At 57.2% G+C, this 14749-nt stretch carries 14 protein-coding genes; 1 reads left to right on the top strand and 13 read right to left on the bottom strand.

Translation table 11 applies throughout. The features are described from left to right. Positions 1–147 precede the first annotated feature (147 nt). The 12 genes from FJV83_RS03395 to FJV83_RS03335 form a co-directional block, all read right to left on the bottom strand. A complete protein-coding gene (locus tag FJV83_RS03395) occupies positions 148–1080 on the bottom strand; it encodes a glycosyltransferase family 2 protein (RefSeq protein ID WP_142885035.1) in 933 nt (310 codons plus the stop codon). A gap of 144 nt (positions 1081–1224) precedes the next feature. Then, positions 1225–2235, bottom strand: a complete 1011-nt coding sequence (locus FJV83_RS03390) for a methyltransferase (protein WP_142885034.1) — start codon at positions 2233–2235, stop codon at positions 1225–1227. Between the two features lie 64 nt (positions 2236–2299). Beyond that, positions 2300–3508, bottom strand: coding sequence for an acyltransferase (locus FJV83_RS03385; protein ID WP_142885033.1), 1209 nt, complete (start codon positions 3506–3508; stop codon positions 2300–2302). Positions 3509–3742: 234 nt separating this feature from the next. Beyond that, on the bottom strand, positions 3743–4408 hold the full coding sequence (locus FJV83_RS03380) for a sulfotransferase domain-containing protein (RefSeq protein WP_142885032.1): 666 nt from the start codon (positions 4406–4408) through the stop codon (positions 3743–3745). A gap of 75 nt (positions 4409–4483) precedes the next feature. Beyond that, positions 4484–5995: a hypothetical protein gene (locus FJV83_RS03375; protein ID WP_142885031.1), complete on the bottom strand. Its 1512-nt coding sequence runs from the start codon at positions 5993–5995 to the stop codon at positions 4484–4486. Further along, positions 5995–6720: an ABC transporter ATP-binding protein gene (locus tag FJV83_RS03370; protein ID WP_185973315.1), complete on the bottom strand. Its 726-nt coding sequence runs from the start codon at positions 6718–6720 to the stop codon at positions 5995–5997. Before FJV83_RS03370 ends, FJV83_RS03375 begins: the two co-directional genes overlap by 1 nt. A 784-nt stretch (positions 6721–7504) precedes the next feature. Continuing rightward, complete coding sequence (gene rfbD, locus FJV83_RS03360; protein WP_142885028.1) at positions 7505–8440, bottom strand: dTDP-4-dehydrorhamnose reductase; 936 nt, start codon at positions 8438–8440, stop codon at positions 7505–7507. Next, positions 8437–9507 (bottom strand): dTDP-glucose 4,6-dehydratase, encoded by a 1071-nt coding sequence (gene rfbB, locus FJV83_RS03355; RefSeq protein ID WP_142885027.1) that lies wholly within the window; start codon positions 9505–9507, stop codon positions 8437–8439. The genes rfbD and rfbB overlap by 4 nt, the downstream gene beginning before the upstream one ends. Positions 9508–9520: 13 nt before the next feature. Next, positions 9521–10072, bottom strand: coding sequence for a dTDP-4-dehydrorhamnose 3,5-epimerase (rfbC, locus tag FJV83_RS03350; RefSeq protein ID WP_142885026.1), 552 nt, complete (start codon positions 10070–10072; stop codon positions 9521–9523). 3 nt (positions 10073–10075) lie between these two features. Then, positions 10076–10957, bottom strand: coding sequence for a glucose-1-phosphate thymidylyltransferase RfbA (gene rfbA, locus FJV83_RS03345; RefSeq protein WP_142885025.1), 882 nt, complete (start codon positions 10955–10957; stop codon positions 10076–10078). Between the two features lie 133 nt (positions 10958–11090). Further along, complete coding sequence (locus tag FJV83_RS03340; RefSeq protein WP_142885024.1) at positions 11091–12110, bottom strand: NAD-dependent epimerase; 1020 nt, start codon at positions 12108–12110, stop codon at positions 11091–11093. A gap of 64 nt (positions 12111–12174) precedes the next feature. Then, positions 12175–12765 carry a biotin transporter BioY gene (locus tag FJV83_RS03335; protein WP_142885023.1) on the bottom strand — a complete coding sequence of 197 codons (591 nt, stop codon included), beginning with the start codon at positions 12763–12765 and terminating at the stop codon, positions 12175–12177. Between the two features lie 114 nt (positions 12766–12879). Here FJV83_RS03335 and FJV83_RS03330 point away from each other — a divergent pair, with 114 nt between their 5' ends. Beyond that, the gene (locus FJV83_RS03330; protein ID WP_095770954.1) at positions 12880–13788 is read left to right on the top strand and encodes an MBL fold metallo-hydrolase; all 909 of its coding nucleotides are present in this window, start codon (positions 12880–12882) and stop codon (positions 13786–13788) included. A 36-nt stretch (positions 13789–13824) separates the two neighbouring features. Here the strand turns inward: FJV83_RS03330 and FJV83_RS03325 are convergent, their stop codons facing one another. After that, entirely contained in the window at positions 13825–14745 is a 921-nt protein-coding gene (locus tag FJV83_RS03325; protein WP_142885071.1) for a 5'-methylthioadenosine phosphorylase, read from the bottom strand. Between the last annotated feature and the right edge of the window lie 4 nt (positions 14746–14749).

Raw genomic sequence — 14749 nt, 5'->3', positions numbered from 1 at the left:
CAAGCCCCCTTCCGACGGGTCACTGCGTTCGCTGGCCTCATGCGGGAACTCCCCGACGTATCGCCGTCAAATTGTGCCGGCGAAGAAGCGCTCAGCCGATAGAGCACGGAGGCACCGCTCGACCACGCGCCTTGAAGCAATTCGATTTCAGATGCGACCCAGGATGAATGCGAGATAGAGCCCCAAGGTTCCGGCAAGGGTCTGCCGATAGACGCCGCTTGCGGGCAGAGTGCGCAAACGCTGGAAAAGACTGCCCTGCCGACCGCTTGCGAACAGGTCGAGGCACGCCGCGGCATCCGGCGTAAGGAGGTCGCGATTGACCGCCAGACCGGCAAGGTTGACATCGGTCCAGTCGGCAAACTCGCCCTTGAACAAGCGCCCAAGCCGCGAGACTCTTGCCCGCCACGACACGTTGGCGCCGACAAGGTTCGCCGCGTGCTGCCGGTAGTGCACCAGGGGCCGCGGGTCGTAGTGGACAACGCCGCCGGCGCCGGTGACAATCAGATAGGCCCACCAGTCGTGGCTGACGAAGCCCGTGCGTGCCGAAGCCCTTGCCAACAGGTCGCGTGCCGCGCGGTTGAGCAGGATGGTGTTGCCGCCGGCGATGCTTTGCACGAGCGCGTTGCGGAAGGACGGCGGCCGCCGAAACAATGGCGACTGGCCGACAAGGCTTCCCGTTTCGGTCATGGTCGCGGTTCGCGAGCAGAACATCAACGGCGTTTCCGCGCCGAACGCCTGCATCCATTGGATGGCACTTTCCAGCCTGTCCGGCTCCCAGACATCGTCCTGATCGCTGAAGGCATAGAAGTCGGCATCGATACGCCGGTCGAGTATCATCGAACGGAAATTGGCCGCGAACCCTCGGTGCGGCCCCTCTACCAACGTCACTCGACCCTTTGTCCAGCGGGACTTCCAGGCTTCGATGATGGGAACCGTGCCGTCGACGGAGCCATCGTCGGAGATCCAGAGGTCGATGAGCGGATGCGACTGTGCGAGCAGGGATTGCAACTGCTCATCAATGAACGCGGCGCCGTCTTTCGTGCCCATCAGCACCGCTATGCGCAGATCTGCCCTATCCACGAATGTCGAACACCTTGTCTAAGATTGTCATATCGGGCGGCATCACGCTCGTCGGCGGACGCGAGCTCGCCTGCCGGGCCTTCGCAAATCCGTTCATATATCTCGTATAGCGTTGCCACCTTCTGCCGGGAACGCGTCCCCTGATCAATTTGCCATGCCCACCATGGAAATAGCCTTACGCCAGATACGGGTGAACAAAAGACGCGCCAGGGCGGCGGTCGATTGAACCGGAGGCTCTACGGGAATCTCGACATACACCGTCCTTGCTGGTGCTTTCGCAGGCCCGCCCACCACTTCAGCGGCGAATTCCGCAGCCTGCCTTGTTGAGAGGTCAATTCTGATGAGGTCAAACTCGGCAAGGGTCATTTTTGAGGCTCTAGATCTCGCTTGCAACTGGACGATGAATTCCGATCCGGGGTTTTCCTCCAGGCTCCTGATCACCAGATCAAGCATCCCCATATAGTTAAGCTCGTGTATGAGCAATTCGAAGGAAGACGGCGTGAAAAACCATGCGTGAGCATCAATATAGTCGCCGGCCGTATTGACGACATCGTTTTGATAGGACAACCACGCATGGTCGAAATTGCCGGTGAACTTGAGTGGCGTTTTTGAGCCGGCCAGCCACGAACCTGAGCCATCTCGGCTGACAGACATAGCGCGAGCCTCCAGCAATGTTTCCGGCGTGTGCCGAATGCGCTTCTCTCGATAGGCCACAAGCACCTCTCGAAGGCTGCTTGGCGGTTTGAAAAGATCGAAGCACTTTCGCATGTCGGGCACAGCCAGCGAGACGATGCCGCCCTTACGAAGGAGGCGCGAAACTTGCTGCAAGAAACTGAGAATGTCTGGCGTATGCTCAATGACATGGCTTGCGATGAAATAATCATAGCCTTCCGGGTTTCTCGCCAAAGCGAGGTTATCCAGCGGCTCCCCTCGCCAGACTATATCGACATCCTCTATCTGCCCCACCCTCTTTCGAATAGCATCGACTGGGTGACCGCCCGCAGACGCGCGCAGGGCAGCACCGTCCTGAAAATCGATAACTGTTGTTTTCCATCCATGCCGCTTCGGCGCAACGGGACTGTAAAACGGGCCGATCTCGATGCCTACCATTGACCCTTTATCAAGATTACTCCTGAGCTGATCGAATCTATTCATTGGCGGCTCCCAAACGCTTTTTTTGCTCGGAGAACTATTATATCATATGACGGCGCTTCTCTACCTAGTGGATCGCTCGTTGGCCATTGGCAACGTGCGGGGAAACAATACTCGTTACCCGTCGCGAAACCAACCTAACCCACCATGCGTCGACCAAGGCCAACGGATAAGACAAAATAAATGACATAAAAATAGAACACAATATAGCGCAAAATGACGCAAATAACGGACCGATATAATACAACAACTCAATCACAAATGCCCCTGCGGAGGCAATAACTAGCGTGTGAATGAGGTACATTGAGAATGATATTTTCCCTAAGAATACAAAACCTGACCTACCCAACACATTTCGTGCTGACCCAGACCAAAGAGCCATAACAATTATTAAAGTTGCAGATATCGAGTGAATGAAAACGCGTAGCGCTAGAGCATTCTCTTTCGCGACCGGCGCCAGAACAGAATAGAATCTTACTGGTAGACTTTCGCCACTAAGCGCTTCATGGTAACCAGCCAATACAACAACCAAACCAAATAGCAGGGCAGTTGCGCACCCCCCGATCCACAGATTGAAACGACATGCGTGAAGGAATGCGATGGCAACACCTAGCACAAAACAGCCGAAATAGGGGCTAACCAAGGTACCGCCTACCCATGATACCGCAAATAGAGAGTATATAATTGATCTATTTGGAATGACTATTGCGAATAACGCCAGCGCCAAAGCGAAAAAGCTGCCGAAAAACTCAAAATACATTGTCCATAAAACTGAATTGTATGCCTTTTCACCAAAAATAAACGTGCCGAAAAGCGCTTCCGTGGCAGCATTGGGTATTTCGATAAGGCCTGAAGGTTTCCAGGTGTAGGATCCAAGCAACCAGTGAGACCCGGTCAGGCGCGCAGCCGAATGGTATGATATCAGGCCGCCCATTACCAAAATTGCTGCGATCAAGTTAGCTATTAGAATGGGCGCGGCCAGCCTGGGCCATCGCTTTAGGCCCTGAACGAAGAGCATCCGAACCGACCGGCTCTGGATCGCCTTATAGGTGAGAACGAATCCCGAAAGGACGAAGAAAACGACGACAGCAGCGCTCCCGTTAACAGCCGCGAAGGCTGGGGTACCAAGCATGCTGCTAGGGCTCTGGTCGACCAAGCCGTGAATGGTTGGTGCAAACGCTAGAAGTGTGTGATGCACAAGGACAATTACTGCCGCAATGCCGCGCACCGCCTCGAGTTCTGGAAATCGATGTGGCGGCGCCGAAACGGTTTGCATCAAAGAGTCCTAGTCAACCAAAGGATCACCATTGGTGACACGCCAATTGCATCAATCGACACGGGGCAAATTCTGTTCCGACGAACAAACGGCCCCATCACGTGCGACCGGCGACAAATAGCAGCACCTCGACATAATGATGTTGGTCCCGCCTCGAATTTCGGCCGTGTGCGTGCGTCGTTGATAGATGCGCGGAGTGATCAAACAGCCTTGCCTGATGGATCTTGTTCGGCCTTAAAGTTCGCTCAAATCTATTTTTCGATAATCCCGACTCGAGGCAAACTTCTTGACCAAATCGCTCTGTCTTTCGACGGGAGGCTCAAGCCCGACAAATTCCGCTATTTCGGAAAGGAGAGCCGCAGGATCGAGCGCCGCGCGCTCATAGCTGACAAGGAGTGTTGGCCACTGCAACCGCTGAAGCAATTCCCAATACCTGCTATATCTGGCAAGCGCGTTGTCATATGCTTGCTCGATCGAGCACTGTAAACGCTTGACTTCGGACTGCGCGATAGCGACCATATCGCGATTGACAAATAACACCAATGGGTCTCTCAGAACGTCCGATATCGCTTCGAGATACATATCGGCAGAGGGGTCTTTCCAGCCCCAGAAGTCATTGGCCTCGTTTCGCGTTTGAATTAGATTTCTGAGCTTTTCCAAATAGGTTTCTGCGGGCGATTCAATCACATTGCCGTCGAGGTCTCGACCTTGAGCAAGGTTAACAAGCTCATCATCCTCATGATTGGTGGAATCCGATGATACCCCCATCGCGATGCCAAGAATACTAGCGGCACCCGCGACAAGGCTTGTACCGCCTCGACCGCATCCTACCACTATCAGGGTGCGTTGGACTCCTGGAGATGAAAGCTTGATCGCCTTATGAGTTGTTTCCATCGTCACAGCCCTTGCTCGTCGGCATCTGGATTACCGTCCCTGATTGTTAGCTGGAGCGTGGCTCCAGAGGTCTCGAAGAATTTATGACGCCTTCAGATTCCGGCCTGTTCCAGTACCTGCTCGAACGCGCCGCCCTCTTGTTTCTTGATCTACTCGGACACGTAAATGTCGATTAAAGAAACTTAGATGCCTTGGCGTGAGTGATTGATTCCAATCGCGCGGATACTTCATAGATTTCGCAAAATTGTACCTGTCTTCCAAATTCAAACACTTCGCCTTCGCCACTTCCAGTGCGGCAACGATCTCATTTAACCCCGGCTGAGCCGGGATGATGTTTTTGCTGAGGGCCTTCAAATACTCTTCAGTTTTTGTCTTGAAGGTATTCGTAACAACAACAGAACCGGAACCAGCCAAATCCATAGGAATCATGCTTGGATGCGGAGAAGCCATCAAGGTGAGACAAATGTCAAAGCTGGAAACCTCTTCAATATAGGTGCTTAGGTCCATCCGTGGCAGCGAAACCGACCGAACACTCGGAAGCAGTTCCACGACCCCCTCACCGAGGCCCATCCCGACACACTCCCATTCTTCGGGGTCAAATATTCCCCGTCTAAATGCAGTCGCAAGAGCCAATGCCGTGAGTTCGAACATGTTTCGATCCACGACCGGGCGTGAATAAAATACAATCTTCTTCTTCTTTTTCGCGCGGTTGCGCTGGATGAAAACGTCCTTAGGTAGCAGATTCGCAGAACATGCATTGTTGAAGAACGTATAAGACAACCCACGAGATCTTATGCCACCAACGTCACCTAAAACAAAGAAATTCATCAAGCTCTCGCTTGAAAAAATCGCATTGTATTTCATAGAATACGTTCGGTCAGCAACTGCGTGAAGGCTGTTGGCTGGATAAAATAGCGTTTCGTAATCCTGTATAAGGTATATGAATTTCTCGTTTTCTGTAACAGCTTGTATTTTTTCGGCAAAATAAGCGGAATACCATACAGTCGCAACGGCGTAGTCATATTTTGAAAGGCGAAGGGGAGCGCGTCGCTCACCAATATATTCGACTTCGAGCTCATCAAAGATTCGCTCCATTCCAGGGTACTTGAGAAGCTTCTCTTTGAACTCAGATAGATTGAAGTAAAAATTGTCGAACATGACAAGGCGAACGTTGACCCCGGTCTTCCGAAGGAAGAGCGCCATCTGGAAAACGCCAAAAAACCCCGCAGATATCGACTTGAAGTCAAAAGCTGGAACGAGAACGTTAATTGTCTGCGGCCGGCGTTCGTCAATTTCGATCTCGGGTAGATCGTAAACGCGGTTTAGTCGCAGATTGAGGAAGTCGCGGTCGTAAATATGGTTCGGCGGAGCGGCCGCCGGAACGAGTGGCAACTGGGCCAGATAGGACGACTGGAGGTCAGCGAGCAGGCCAAGACTATGAGCCGCAGACATACACATATAGGCAAGCCGACTCTTATAGCTCCGCAATTTGATATTCGGATCAAAGACCTTGTGATAAGATTGCTTCAATTCCTGATGCCCAAAGAGTCGAGCCCCGGTGGCTGCTAGCGTTGCGGTAAGCCGGCGGCGCATTAGCTGAAAACCTCTTCTTTCACAATTCGACCCTTTTCAAGGTACATGGCCGAGTGGCACATTGATCGAATCAGGGCGTCGGAATGGGATGCCAGAACGATGATAGCGGCATTGTTGAGCCAATGCTCCATCCGGTCACGTGCTTTCTTCTGGAAGGATTCATCGCCGGTTCCCAACCCTTCGTCCAGAAGCACGATATCAGTAGGATAAGCGGTGACGACCGAAAACGAAAGTCGAGTCTGCATACCCGTCGAATATGTACGAACGGGAAGATCGATGAAATCACCGAGCTCCGAAAAATCAACGATCGACTCGATCTTTTCCTCGACCTGTTTTGGTGAAATCCCAGCCATGAGGCTTTGAAGCCGGATGAACTCTCGCCCCGTGAGTTCAGGAGACAAACCCATGGAAGGTTTTATCAAAACAGCCGTATCTCCCACTATGGTAGCGGTGCCACTGGTGGGCTTCAAAATGCCTGCCAAAACTCTCAACAGGGTCGTCTTGCCTGCACCGTTGTGACCGCAAAGGCCCAATCGCGTGCCAGCCTGCAGGCTGAGAGACACGCCATCAAGTGCCGCGACTTCGAAGCGACCGGAATTGCCGGCCAGCAAACGTCCACCCGTAGTGAACCTCAGCGCCGCCTGCTTAAGCGAACGATTCGCAGGAGCCGACCAGATTGGGATACGAACGGTGACGTCAATTAACTGAATGGATGGTGGTAACATGGGAATCCGCTCTGACGACATCAAGGCTTCAGAATTCAAAGCCAGTAGGGAATTCGGTGCTGCGTCCTACGATACAGCATGTACGCGCCTGTGCTCCCGAGAACAGCGATTGCTGCAGAGATGAACACACTCGTATAGTCTGTTCCACCATTCAGTATTGGTGTGCGTGCCGCATCGATCATGTACGAGATCGGATTTAGTAGCAGAAAAAAAGATTCGGAAGGCAGTATCTTTGACGTCCAGAGGATCGGCGACAGTATAAATAGAAGTTGCATAGCCGAGGCTGCGATCAAAGGAACGTCTCGAAACCTCACTGAAACGATAGAGACAATTGATGATATCCACGTGGCGTGAACAACCAGAAGCGCTACGCCAACGACGAACATCGGAATATTAATACCAATGGCTGGATAAGCGATAGCCATCGTTACTAAAACCACCACCACGTTGTGGAGAAAAATGATAAAATTCTTCGTAACGCATCTAAATATGCACGTGGCCGGCGATATTTTCGTATTCAAGATCAAATCATGAGAATTTATCAGAGTCTCAGATCCCTCTACAACAGTCGCTGAGAAAAATTGCCATAATACTATGCTCGCAGCCAGATGGTGAAGGTACTCTTTTACTGGCTGTTTAAGCAAAACGGCGTATAGAAACCCGACAGACGCCACGAATATTGCTGTATTAACAGTAATCCACAGTGGGCCGAAGGTTGAATTCCGATAACGGAGCCTTATGTCGAACTGTGCGAGCCTAAACCACAGCATTGATACGTCCGAGTTCATCGCAATCCCTTCAAAGGACCTGCCTCAAATTCCCGGCCATTCGGGCCGGTTTGCCGAACAACAGTCCGGCGCACTGCCGCTTCCGCCGATTGCCGCCAGTCCGGCGCGTTCCAGCCGAAGACCGACGCGAATCTTGCGCTTGATAGCCGGGAATTGGCAGGGCGTCGCGCCTTGGTCGGGTAGTCCGTCGTCGCAATGTCGCGGACCCGCGCCCAAGGACCACCAAACGCCAGGCTTGTGTCCAGGATATGGCGGGCAAAGCCACTCCAGTTGGTCTCGCCCGTGCCGGCCAGATGATAGACACCGAAAGCGGCAAAGCTCTTGTTGCCATGCAGCTGTGCCGCCGCATGCAGGATCGCGTCGGCGATGTCAAGCGCGGAGGTGGGATTTCCCCATTGATCGGCCACCACTGCAATCTCGTCGCGGTCGGCCGCAAGCCGAAGCATGGTTTTGACGAAATTCTTGCCGAACGGACTGTAGACCCAGGCGGTGCGCAGGATCAGGTGGCGCGGATTGGCTGATGCCACCGCCTGTTCGCCGGCGAGCTTGGAGGCGCCGTATACGCTGGCCGGCGCGGTTGCATCGGTTTCGACATAGGCGCCAAAAGCGCTGCCGTCGAAGACATAGTCGGTCGAAAGGTGGATGACGGGAACGCCAAGCCGCGCCGCGGCCTCCGCCACCTTGCCGGCGCCGACGGCATTCACCCTGAATGCCAGATCGGGCTCATCCTCGGCCTGATCCACGGCCGTGTAGGCGGCAGCCGACACGACGATGTCAGGCTTGGCCGCAGCAATGGCTTCGATCGCTGTGGCGGGGTTTGCCAGGTCGAGCTGCGGACGGCCAATGGCGATGACGTCCACACCGGCAAGCTGGCCGGCCTCCAGAAGGCTCGACACAACCTGGCCTTCGCGTCCGGTAACGACGAGCCTCACGCGGCCCCCTTGCGGGCTTCGCCCAGTCTTTCGCCGGCATAGTTCTGCTCGCGGATCGGCCCCCACCACCATTTGTTGTCGAGGTACCAGTCCACGGTTCTGGCCAGGCCGCTGTCGAAATTCTCGTTGGGCGCCCAGCCGAGGTCCCGGCTTATCTTCGATGCGTCGATAGCATAGCGGCGGTCGTGGCCGGGGCGGTCGGTGACGAAGGAAATCAGGTCGCGGTAGCTCTTGCCGCCGGCCCGGGGACGCCTGCTGTCGAGCAGGTCGCAGATCGTCTCGACGACGCTGAGGTTTGTCCGCTCCGAATTGCCGCCGACATTGTAGCTCTCGCCCGGCGTGCCTTTGGTGGCAACGAGTTCCAGGGCCCGCGCGTGGTCCTCGACGAACAGCCAGTCGCGCACATTGGCGCCGGCGCCATAGACCGGCAGCGGCTTTTCGTCGAGCGCGTTGAGGATGACGAGCGGGATCAGTTTTTCGGGAAAATGATAGGGGCCGTAATTGTTCGAACAGTTGGAGAGCACGACCGGCAGGCCGTAGGTCTCGTGCCAGGCGCGGACCAGATGGTCCGAGGCCGCCTTCGAAGCCGAATAGGGCGAGGACGGCGCGTAGGGCGTCTCCTCGACGAACATGCCGCCATCGAAAGGAAGATCGCCAAACACCTCGTCGGTGGAGACGTGATGAAAGCGGAAGCGGCCTTTCCTGTCGTCGGACAGGCCGCGCCAGTATTCGAGCGCCGCATTGAGGATGCGGTAGGTGCCGACGATGTTGGTCTCGATGAAGGCGCCAGGCCCATCGATCGAGCGGTCGACATGGCTCTCGGCGGCAAGGTTCATGACGATGTCGATATCGTCACGGCGCATTATGTCGAGCACCGCTTTCTCGTCGCATATATCGGCCTGGGCGAAGCGATAATTGTGCGCGTTCTCGATTTGCCGCAGCGAGGCCAGGTTGCCGGCATAGGTGAGCTTGTCGAGATTGGTCACCCTATAGGCCGGATTGGCGCACAGATGCCGACACACCGCCGAACCGATGAAGCCAGCCCCGCCTGTCACCAGAAAATTCATGCCGCTATCCTCATCAGGCAAACACTTCGGCCTCGGCGAGCACCGGCGCCTTGAGGTCCTTGTCCGAAAGCTGAAATCCGCCAGCCACCGAAGGCCATTCGATGCCGATGACGGCATCGTCGAAGCGGACAGACCGATCGTGCTCGGGCGAATAGGTGTCGGTAACCTTATAGAGAACCTCGGTGTCGGGCACGAGCGTCACAAAGCCATGCGCGAAACCCTTGGGCACCAGGATCTGATTGCCCTTTTCGGCGGTAATTTCGAGCGCAACCCATTTTCCGAAAGTCGGCGAGCTGCGGCGAATGTCGACCGCGACGTCCAGCAGCGCGCCCCTGATGACGCGCAGCAGCTTGTCCTGAGCGCGCGGCGCAAGCTGGTAGTGAAGGCCGCGCAGGACGCCCGCTGCGGCGGAATAGGAATGGTTGTCCTGCACGAAAACCAAGTCGATGCCTGCCTGCGAAAACCGCTCGGCATTGTAGGTTTCCATGAAGAAGCCGCGTGCATCGCCATGTCGCTTGGGGACGATTTCCAGCACGCCATCGATGCCGAGGGACCTGATCTCCAAAGCTTAGCCCTCCAACAGATCGGCGACGCGCCGCCGCAGATAGGCGGCATATTCATTTTTGCCCAACCGGGTTGCGCGTTGCAGCACTTGCTCTGCCGTCAGCCAGCCCTGCTCGAAGGCGATCTCCTCAGGGCAAGCAACCTTGATGCCCTGCCGATGTTCGATCGTGCGCACGAAAGAAGAGGCTTCGTGCAAACTGTCATGCGTGCCGGTGTCGAGCCAGGCATAGCCACGCCCCAAACGGTGCACATGCAGCTTGCCGCGCTCGAGATAGACATTGTTGACCGACGTGATCTCGAGCTCGCCACGCGCCGACGGGCGGATCGTCGGGGCGATGTCGACCACGTCATTGTCGTAGAAATAGAGGCCGGTGACAGCCCAGTTCGACTTCGGCTTCTGCGGCTTTTCCTCAATCGTCAGCGCGGTTCCGGTCGCCTTATCGAAGGACACGACACCATAGCGCTCGGGATCCTCTACATGGTAGGCGAACACCGAAGCACCCGCCTCGCGCGCAGCGGCGGCGCGGCAAAGCTGCGACAGGCCGTCACCGAAATAGATGTTGTCGCCAAGAATCATCGCGACGCTGTCTTTGCCGATGAAATCCCGGCCGATAATGAAAGCTTCCGCAAGACCATTGGGCTGCGGCTGCTCGGCGTAGGAGAACGCCAGCCCGAACTCCGATCCGTCGCCGAGTAAATCACGAAAAGCCGGCAGATCGCGCGGTGTCGAAACAATCAGAATCTCACGGATTCCCGCGAGCATCAGTACGCTCAGCGGATAATAAATCATCGGCTTGTCGTATATCGGAAGGATTTGCTTAGAGACTGCTAATGTCAGTGGATAAAGACGCGTTCCACTGCCTCCAGCAAGGATAATTCCTTTCAAGAAGCTCTCCTTGACATGCCGAAGCCCCCCGGCCCTGATCGACCGTGCTTAGGTTTCATTCAATGGCTTGTCAATGCGGCACGCGACACAGCAGAGGCCTGTTCCGCACGCCAGGACATGACCTCAGCCACCCTTACCCAAAATACGCCTGGTACCACTCGACGAACTGCCCTACCCCGTCTGACACGGACGTGCCGGGGCGGTAGCCAACAGCCTCCTGCAGCGCGGAAGTGTCGGCGAAGGTGTCCGGCACGTCGCCGGCCTGCAGCGGCAAGAGCTCGATGACGGCCTTGCGGCCAAGCGCGCTTTCCAGCGCCTCGACATAGGCGGTCAGCCTCACCGGATTGTTGTTGCCGATGTTGAAGATACGCCAGGGCGCGCTGCTCGTTGCCGGATCCGGATGGCCGGAATCCCAGGCGGGATTGCTGGCTGCAGGGCTGTCGCTGGTCCGGATCACGCCTTCGGCGATGTCGTCGATATAGGTGAAGTCGCGCGTGTGGTTACCATTGTTGAACAGCTTGATCGGCTCGCCGGCCAGGATGCTCCTGGTGAACAGGAACAGCGCCATGTCGGGGCGCCCCCAAGGCCCGTACACGGTGAAGAACCGCAGCCCGCTCGTCGGCAATCCGAACAGATGGCTGTAACTGTGCGCCATCAGCTCGTTGGCGCGCTTGGTCGCGGCGTAGAACTGCAGCGGATGATCGGCCGGGCGGTGCTCGGAAAACGGCATGTCGGTGTTGGCGCCGTAAACGCTCGAGGTGCTGGCATAGGTCAGGTGCGCAATGCCGGCATTGCGGCAGGCCTCCAGCATGTTGGTGAAAGCAACGATGTTGCTTTCGACATAGGCGCGCGGGTTTTCCAGGCTGTATCGCACTCCCGCCTGGGCGGCGAGATGGATCACCCGGTCGAAGCCATGATCGGCAAAGCAGCCGTCCACGATTTCTCTGTCGGCAAGATTGCCATGGATGAAATGATAGCCGGCATTGGTGCCTTGGCTGGCTTCGGCCAGCAGCCGCAGCCGCGCCTGCTTGATCCGCGGATCATAATAGTCGTTGACGCTGTCGATGCCGACAACCTCGTCGCCACGCTCCAGGAGCCGCCTGGCGACATGATAGCCTATGAAGCCGGCGGCGCCGGTGACCAGAACCTTCATCGGAAGCGCCCATCCTCGGGAATGGATCCCTGACGTCTATGGCACGCCAATCTTCCTACAGGCCTCAGGAGCGCTTCAGCAGCGACCAGACGGCCGGCACAAGGCTTGCCGCCAGCGCGACCTTGATCAGATCGCCAACGATGAACGGCACGACGCCGAACTGCCAGGATTTTTCCGGGCCGATCAGCAGCGCCAGCCAGGCAAAGCCCATCGCCATCATCACCACTTCGGCAACCAGCATAGCGTTGAAAAGCTTGACCGGGTGGCGATCCCAGCCGCGATCCGCGGCCCAGCCGACAATCGCCGCCATGACGACAAAGCCCGCGAGATAGCCACCCGTCGGACCAACCATGTAGGCAAGGCCAATGCCCTTCTCCGGTGTGCCCTGGAAGACCGGGAAGCCCATCGCGCCCTCCGCCATATAGAGCAGCAGCGTGGCGACGCCGAGGCGCAGGCCGAAGGTGGCGGCGATCAGCAAGACGGCCAGCGTCTGCATCGAGATGTCGACCGGCCCCAGCACAACCTTGGTCTTGGCCGACAGGGTCAGCAGTAGCGTTCCGGCGATCGCCAGGAAAAGCTGTGTTGCCAGCCGCGCCGCGCCTTCCTGCGGCAAAGCCAGAGAAACAAGCGGGCGCATCGTGGTTGCAGTTGCCATGGTCTTCCCCAATCCGGTCCAGCGCGATCCGATAATCGCGATCCTGCGTTTTCCTATATTGGCTTGCGTGCTATGCGGCAATCGGTTTTGCCGTTCCGGGAACAATGTGCCGACATGGCTCTCAAATTCGATACCAGCTTCGATCCGCACTACGGCCAGGGCGTGAACGTCGGCCCGGACGTGCAGCGCGTCACGGTCCGGAACCCCAGCCCCTTCACCTTTCATGGCACCAACAGCTATGTCGTCGGGCGCGACACGCTGGCGGTAATCGATCCCGGGCCAGATGACGAGGCGCATCTTCAGACCTTGCTCGGCGTGATCGCCGGCAGGCCGGTCAGCCATATCTTCGTCAGCCACACGCATCGCGACCATTCCCCGCTGGCGGCCCAACTGAAGGAGCGCACCGGCGCCTTGGTGATGGCGGAAGGGCCGCACCGGCCGGCGAGGCCACTGCATATCGGCGAGACCAATGCGCTAGACGCCAGCGCCGACACCGCTTTCATTCCCGACATCGCACTGCCGGACGGCGCGTTGGTGGCCGGCGACGGGTGGGCGATCCGTACGGTTCTGACCCCCGGCCACACCGCCAATCACGCGGTGTTCGCGCTGGAAGAAACCGGCATCCTGTTTTCGGCCGATCATGTCATGGCGTGGGCGACATCGATTGTCGCGCCGCCGGACGGGGCCATGGCCGACTACATGGCATCGCTGGACCGCCTGATCGAGCGCGACGACCGCCTGCTGCTGCCTGGGCACGGCGGGCCGGTCGCCAAGCCGCGCGCTTTCATGCGGGGATTGAAGACGCATCGCAAAATGCGCGAGCGGGCCATATTGGAGCGGGTCAGAGCCGGGGACCGGACGGTTCCCGACATGGTCAAGGCGATCTACAGGGATACAGATCCCCGGTTGCATGGCGCCGCAGGACTGTCGGTGCTTGCCCATCTCGAGGACCTGGTGGCGCGCGGCATGGTGTCGACGGAGGCCGCTCCTGCCATTGACGGTATTTTCATGCCGGCTGGCTAATCCAAGACCTCGCCACGACCTTGCAATTGCCCTGCCTCAGAACCGGCTGGACCGTTCTTCCGGCTGAGGCGACTTCAAACCCTGGCAAGAGCATTCCGGATTGGCCGGGAGTCGTGCGGCGGTTTCCAGCGCGACCCGCGAGGCCGTCATGGACAGGTTCGGCAACACGTCCTCCTGCAGCAATTTCTGGCGATTGCGGTCCATATAATCGTTGAAGCCCGCGGTCACGAACGCCAAAGGCACAAAACACGCGCCGATCTCGCGGGACAAAGTGGCCTCGGGCGCTATCGAATGGTTGAGCACGTCCGCCCCCATGCCGCGGAACGCCAGGGCCTCGGCCGGGGTCGTCAGCCGCGGCCCGTAACAGTGGCCAGCAACCAGTTGCTGTTCGATGCCATGAACACGGCATCCGGCCGGCCAATGACGGCGGGCGGTTTCGACCAACAATGCCGCGCATCTCGGGCAAACGATCTGCTTGCCCGAACAGTCGAAGCTCTGTCGGCCGGGAAGCAGCGAAAACGGCGTCTGCGTCAGTTCGATGATATCGGCATTCACCACCATGTCGCCGGGCTTGATCGCCTTGTTGACGGCGCCGATGGTCGAGCAGGACAGGACTTGCCTTACACCCGCTTCCATCAACACCCAGAACGCGCGGCGATGACAGGAATGGTCGATATGGTCGCGGGGATTGCCGTGCGAATACATGCACAAGGCACGTTTTGCTTCACCTTCGACGGTGATCGACGCATCGAACTCGAGCAGCTTCCAATTGTCGGTGCGGCCGAAAGGCGTTTCAAAACTCATGTCGCGCCGCAAGGTGCGCACACCCTCGAATTCAACATCTTCCGGGAAGGCAAGCCCCCAGTTTGCCGACCCGGTGATGATCGCCAACCCCACCTGGGGTATGTCCGTTGATTGATCCGCGGCAGCACCGGCTGCTTGACGATCTGTAGGCATGTTT

The organism is Mesorhizobium sp. WSM4307, assembly GCF_007003945.1.
GTDB lineage: Bacteria > Pseudomonadota > Alphaproteobacteria > Rhizobiales > Rhizobiaceae > Mesorhizobium.
This window is presented reverse-complemented; position numbering and strand designations above follow the sequence as displayed.

Bases quoted from the DNA above. Each gene is read 5' to 3' on its own strand.
- FJV83_RS03390 (WP_142885034.1), bottom strand. From the start codon at position 2,235: ATGAATAGATTCGATCAGCTCAGGAGTAATCTTGATAAAGGGTCAATG.
- FJV83_RS03385 (WP_142885033.1), bottom strand. From the start codon at position 3,508: ATGCAAACCGTTTCGGCGCCGCCACATCGATTTCCAGAACTCGAGGCG.
- FJV83_RS03375 (WP_142885031.1), bottom strand. From the start codon at position 5,995: ATGCGCCGCCGGCTTACCGCAACGCTAGCAGCCACCGGGGCTCGACTC.
- FJV83_RS03370 (WP_185973315.1), bottom strand. From the start codon at position 6,720: ATGTTACCACCATCCATTCAGTTAATTGACGTCACCGTTCGTATCCCA.
- rfbB (WP_142885027.1), bottom strand. From the start codon at position 9,507: ATGAATTTTCTGGTGACAGGCGGGGCTGGCTTCATCGGTTCGGCGGTG.
- FJV83_RS03340 (WP_142885024.1), bottom strand. From the start codon at position 12,110: ATGAAGGTTCTGGTCACCGGCGCCGCCGGCTTCATAGGCTATCATGTC.
- FJV83_RS03335 (WP_142885023.1), bottom strand. From the start codon at position 12,765: ATGGCAACTGCAACCACGATGCGCCCGCTTGTTTCTCTGGCTTTGCCG.
- FJV83_RS03330 (WP_095770954.1), top strand. From the start codon at position 12,880: ATGGCTCTCAAATTCGATACCAGCTTCGATCCGCACTACGGCCAGGGC.
- FJV83_RS03325 (WP_142885071.1), bottom strand. From the start codon at position 14,745: ATGCCTACAGATCGTCAAGCAGCCGGTGCTGCCGCGGATCAATCAACG.